The organism is Pseudomonas sp. P5_A2_2, assembly GCF_054177685.1.
In genome coordinates this window covers 1-4,917 of the sequence record NZ_JBGCUL010000309.1, presented here as the reverse complement: position 1 = coordinate 4,917, position 4,917 = coordinate 1, and the positions used below count along the sequence as shown (strand labels likewise).

7 protein-coding genes are annotated in these 4,917 nt (G+C 56.2%); all 7 read left to right on the top strand.

The window, feature by feature from the left end; genetic code table 11:
- The coding region (gene rplM, locus ACXRVY_RS17110) for a 50S ribosomal protein L13 (protein ID WP_458237824.1) at positions 1-422 on the top strand (422 nt) is incomplete at its 5' end.
- Positions 423-436: 14 nt separating this feature from the next.
- On the top strand, positions 437-829 hold the full coding sequence (gene rpsI, locus ACXRVY_RS17105) for a 30S ribosomal protein S9 (RefSeq protein ID WP_003228056.1): 393 nt from the start codon (positions 437-439) through the stop codon (positions 827-829).
- Between the two features lie 268 nt (positions 830-1,097).
- Positions 1,098-1,691: a ubiquinol-cytochrome c reductase iron-sulfur subunit gene (gene petA, locus ACXRVY_RS17100; protein WP_223461196.1), complete on the top strand. Its 594-nt coding sequence runs from the start codon at positions 1,098-1,100 to the stop codon at positions 1,689-1,691.
- On the top strand, positions 1,691-2,902 hold the full coding sequence (locus tag ACXRVY_RS17095; RefSeq protein ID WP_223461198.1) for a cytochrome b: 1,212 nt from the start codon (positions 1,691-1,693) through the stop codon (positions 2,900-2,902). The genes petA and ACXRVY_RS17095 overlap by 1 nt, the downstream gene beginning before the upstream one ends.
- Positions 2,902-3,684, top strand: coding sequence for a cytochrome c1 (locus ACXRVY_RS17090; RefSeq protein ID WP_223461200.1), 783 nt, complete (start codon positions 2,902-2,904; stop codon positions 3,682-3,684). The genes ACXRVY_RS17095 and ACXRVY_RS17090 overlap by 1 nt, the downstream gene beginning before the upstream one ends.
- Before the next feature lie 150 nt (positions 3,685-3,834).
- Positions 3,835-4,452, top strand: coding sequence for a glutathione S-transferase N-terminal domain-containing protein (locus ACXRVY_RS17085; protein WP_007989864.1), 618 nt, complete (start codon positions 3,835-3,837; stop codon positions 4,450-4,452).
- A 16-nt stretch (positions 4,453-4,468) separates the two neighbouring features.
- Entirely contained in the window at positions 4,469-4,882 is a 414-nt protein-coding gene (locus tag ACXRVY_RS17080) for a ClpXP protease specificity-enhancing factor (protein ID WP_085715923.1), read from the top strand.
- The last annotated feature ends 35 nt before the right edge of the window (positions 4,883-4,917 follow it).

Genomic DNA, 4,917 nt, shown 5'->3' with positions numbered 1-4,917 from the left:
CTTTTACTGCTAAACCGGAAACAGTAAAGCGCGACTGGTTTGTCGTCGACGCTGCTGGTCAGACCCTGGGTCGTCTGGCCACCGAAATCGCGAGCCGTCTGCGTGGCAAGCACAAACCTGAGTACACTCCTCACGTTGACACCGGCGACTACATCGTCGTAATCAACGCTGAGCAGATCCGTGTTACCGGTGCTAAAACCACTGACAAAATGTACTACTCCCACTCCGGTTTCCCGGGCGGCATCAAGTCGATCAACTTTGAAAAGCTGATCGCCAAGGCCCCTGAGCGCGTGATCGAGACCGCGGTCAAAGGCATGTTGCCTAAGAACCCGCTGGGTCGCGACATGTACCGTAAGCTGAAAGTCTATGCGGGCGCTGCACACCCACATACTGCTCAGCAGCCCCAAGAACTGAAGTTTTAACGGAATAGTACATTATGTCGGCGACTCAAAATTACGGCACTGGCCGTCGCAAGACCGCAACCGCACGCGTTTTCCTGCGTCCGGGTACTGGTAACATCTCCATCAACAACCGTTCGCTGGATAATTTCTTCGGCCGCGAAACTGCCCGCATGGTAGTTCGTCAGCCGCTGGAATTGACTGAGACTGTCGAGAAGTTCGACATCTACGTCACCGTGATCGGCGGTGGTGTAAGTGGTCAGGCTGGCGCAATCCGCCACGGCATCACTCGCGCTCTGATGGACTACGACGAGACTCTGCGCAGCGCCCTGCGTAAAGCCGGCTTCGTAACCCGCGATGCTCGTGAAGTTGAACGTAAGAAAGTCGGTCTGCGTAAAGCGCGTAAGCGTCCGCAGTACTCGAAGCGTTAATTCGCTTTCACGTTCAAAAAAGAACGCCCAGTTTCCTCACGGAGCTGGGCGTTTTTTTGTGTCTGCGACTTATCAAAGAATTGCGCTGTGACAACTTGCCACATCCGCAGACGCCCTATACTACAAGGCTTGGGGGTGATGGGCTCCGGTAATTACCTTGTCAGAATTGGGGCTTTTCATTACCATTCGGCAAAATTTTTATAAGTACATAGATTTACTTAGTAGACGCCTGATTTAACAGGCCACAAAGCTGATGGGAGAGGACTGAATGAGCAATGACGGCGTGAATGCAGGCCGGCGTCGCTTCTTGGTAGCAGCCACATCCGTGGTGGGTGCTGCAGGAGCGGTGGGGGCTGCGGTCCCGTTCGTGGGGTCATGGTTTCCCAGTGCCAAGGCGAAAGCCGCAGGTGCACCGGTGAAAGTGAATGTCAGCAAAGTTGAGCCAGGCCAGCAGATGATTGCTGAGTGGCGCGGCCAGCCGGTGTTCATCGTCCGCCGTACGCCGGAAATCCTGGGGAATCTGAAGAAGATCGAGGGCCAGCTTGTTGACCCGACCTCCAAGAACTCGACACAACCGACTTACGTTGATCCGCAAACCCGTTCGATCAAGCCTGAGATTCTGCTGCTGATCGGTATCTGCACGCACCTGGGTTGCTCGCCGACCTTCCGTCCCGAAGTGGCACCTGCGGATCTGGGTAAAGACTGGGTAGGTGGCTATTTCTGCCCTTGCCACGGTTCCCACTACGATCTGGCTGGTCGCGTCTACAAGTCGCAACCTGCGCCTTTGAACCTGCCAGTTCCCCCGCATTCCTATGAGACCGATGAAATTATTATCATTGGCGTCGATACGGAGAAGGCGTGATGAGCAAATTCATGGATTGGGTTGATGCACGCTTTCCCGCAACCAAGATGTGGGAAGACCATCTCAGCAAGTATTACGCTCCGAAGAACTTCAACTTCTTTTATTTCTTTGGCTCCCTGGCGCTGCTCGTTCTGGTCAACCAGATCGTTACCGGTGTCTGGCTGACCATGAGCTACAACCCGTCGGCGGAAGAAGCGTTCGCTTCCGTCGAATACATCATGCGTGACGTCGAGTACGGCTCGATCCTGCGTCTGCTGCACTCCACCGGCGCTTCGGCGTTCTTTATCGTGGTCTATCTGCACATGTTCCGTGGCTTGCTCTACGGTTCGTACCAGAAGCCGCGTGAATTGGTGTGGGTCTTCGGCATGCTGATCTACCTGGCGCTGATGGCTGAAGCCTTCATGGGTTACCTGCTGCCGTGGGGCCAGATGTCCTACTGGGGTGCCCAGGTGATTATCTCGCTGTTCGGTGCGATCCCGGTCATCGGCAACGACCTGACCCAGTGGATTCGTGGGGACTACCTGATTTCCGGTATTACCCTGAACCGCTTCTTCGCCTTGCACGTGGTTGCCCTGCCGATCGTTATCCTGGGTCTGGTGGTGCTGCACATCCTGGCGTTGCACGAAGTCGGCTCGAACAACCCGGACGGCGTGGACATCAAGAAGCACAAGGACGAAAATGGCATACCGCTGGACGGCATTGCCTTCCACCCGTACTACACCGTGAAAGATATCGTCGGCGTGGTGGTGTTCCTGTTCATCTTCTGCTCGATCGTGTTCTTCTTCCCGGAAATGGGCGGCTACTTCCTCGAAAAGCCGAACTTTGAAGTGGCGAACGCCTTCAAGACTCCAGAGCACATCGCTCCGGTCTGGTACTTCACTCCTTTCTACGCCATCTTGCGCGCGATTCCGGACAAGCTCTTCGGTGTGATCGCCATGGGTGCGGCCATTGCTGTGCTGTTCGTCCTGCCATGGCTCGACCGCAGTCCGGTCAAGTCGATGCGCTACAAAGGCTGGCTGAGCAAGATCTGGCTCTGGTTGTTCTGCATCGCGTTCGTGATCCTGGGTGTGCTGGGCGTATTGGCTCCAACCCCTGAGCGTACGTTGCTGTCGCAGGTATGTACCTTCCTGTACTTCGCCTACTTCATTCTGATGCCGTTCTACACCCGGCTCGAGAAGACCAAACCGGTTCCGGAAAGGGTGACTGGCTGATGAAAAAACTATTTGCTGTATTGATGCTTGCTGCGCTGCCAGTGTTCGCTTTCGCAGCTGAGCACGGTGGCCCGGAGCTTGAAAAAGTCGACATCGACGTTTCCGATAAAGCAGCCATGCAGGATGGCGCACGTACGTTCGCCAACTACTGCATGGGTTGCCACAGTGCCAAGTTCCAACGCTATGAGCGAGTTGCCGACGACCTGGGCATTCCCCATGAGTTGATGCTGGAGAAGCTGATGTTCACTGGCGCCAAGATCGGCGACCACATGAGTATCGGCATGCARCCGGCAGACGCCAAGGCCTGGTTTGGCGCCGCGCCGCCGGACCTGACCCTGGTTGCCCGTGTTCGCGGTACCGACTGGCTCTACGGTTACCTGAGGTCGTTCTACGAAGATCCGTCGCGTCCATGGGGTGTGAACAACAAGGTCTTCCCGAACGTGGGCATGCCAAACGTCCTGGCCGGCCTGCAAGGTCGCCAGGTGGTTGGTTGCAAACAGGTTCAGATCGTCGAAGGCGGCAAAAAGCAATTTGATCCGCTGACCGGTACGCCATTGACTCATGAAGCGTGCGATCAACTGACCATCGTGCCGAAAAGCGGTGCTCTGACTGAAGAGCAGTTCGATGAGAAGGTCAAGAATCTGGTAACCTTCCTGGCTTACTCGGCTAACCCGGTTAAGCTGCAACATCAGCGCATCGGTACGTACGTATTGTTGTACCTGGCGTTCTTCTTCGTCTTCGCTTACCTGCTCAAGCGCGAATACTGGAAAGACGTGCACTGATAAAGCTTCAAGCTATTGCTGTTAATCGCGCGCGCCCAAGGGCGCCTCTGAAGATGTAGCGAGCCTGGTTATCCAGTCGCTACGGGAGGCGCCCTCTGGGCGCGCTCGTTTTTCCGCGTTCGATAATTTCTACAAGCGAGGAGGATCGCCATGGGCGTGACCAATCGGTTGGCCTGTTACTCCGACCCCGCCGACCACTATTCCCACCGAGTGCGCATCGTACTGGCAGAGAAGGGTGTCAGCGCCGAGATCATTTACGTGGAAGCTGGACGTCAGCCACCTAAACTGATTGAGGTGAACCCTTACGGCAGCTTGCCTACCCTGGTCGATCGCGACCTGGCGTTGTGGGAGTCGACTGTGGTGATGGAATATCTGGATGAGCGTTACCCGCACCCGCCGCTACTGCCGGTTTATCCCGTGGCGCGTGCCAACAGTCGCCTGCTGATGCACCGCATTCAGCGAGATTGGTGTGGTCTGGTGGATCTGATTCTGGATTCGCGGACCAAGGAAGCGGCCCGTGCCGTGGCTCGTAAAGAGTTGCGCGAAAGCCTGACGGGTGTTTCGCCGCTGTTCGCCGACAAGCCGTTTTTCCTCAGCGAGGAACAAAGTCTGGTGGACTGCTGCCTACTGCCAATACTCTGGCGATTGCCGATCCTGGGTATAGAACTGCCGCGGCCGGCCAAGCCGCTGCTTGATTATATGGAGCGCCAGTTTGCGCGTGAGGCTTTCCAGGCGAGTCTGTCTGGTGTCGAACGCGATATGCGCTAAGGCTTAAGGAGCCGCTATGAACTCCAGTCGACCTTATCTGGTCCGCGCGCTCTATGAGTGGATTGTGGACAACGATTGCACCCCGCACATGCTGGTCAATTCCGAGTATCCGTCGGTACAGGTGCCTCAGGGGTTTGCCAGTGACGGACAAATCGTCCTGAACGTATCGCCGCAGGCCGTGCGCCACTTGCACATGGATAACGAGGCGGTCAGTTTCGAGGGGCGCTTTGGTGGTGTGCCGCACACCTTGTACGTGCCTATTGCATCGATCCTGGGTATCTACGCCCGGGAGAATGGTCAGGGCATGGTGTTTGATCTGGAATCGCCGATGGGCGAGGACGAAGAGATCGAGCCGGATGACGATCTTCCACCACCCGACAGTGAGCCGCCGCGTCCAAGCGGTCGACCCAGTTTGAAGGTGGTGAAGTAATAAAAAAGGCGATCCGAGAGGATCGCCTTTTTTAT

What these genes read in the sequence shown, in the direction of transcription:
- rpsI (WP_003228056.1), top strand. Translation starts at nt 437, where the DNA reads ATGTCGGCGACTCAAAATTACGGCACTGGCCGTCGCAAGACCGCAACC.
- petA (WP_223461196.1), top strand. Translation starts at nt 1,098, where the DNA reads ATGAGCAATGACGGCGTGAATGCAGGCCGGCGTCGCTTCTTGGTAGCA.
- ACXRVY_RS17095 (WP_223461198.1), top strand. Translation starts at nt 1,691, where the DNA reads ATGAGCAAATTCATGGATTGGGTTGATGCACGCTTTCCCGCAACCAAG.
- ACXRVY_RS17085 (WP_007989864.1), top strand. Translation starts at nt 3,835, where the DNA reads ATGGGCGTGACCAATCGGTTGGCCTGTTACTCCGACCCCGCCGACCAC.
- ACXRVY_RS17080 (WP_085715923.1), top strand. Translation starts at nt 4,469, where the DNA reads ATGAACTCCAGTCGACCTTATCTGGTCCGCGCGCTCTATGAGTGGATT.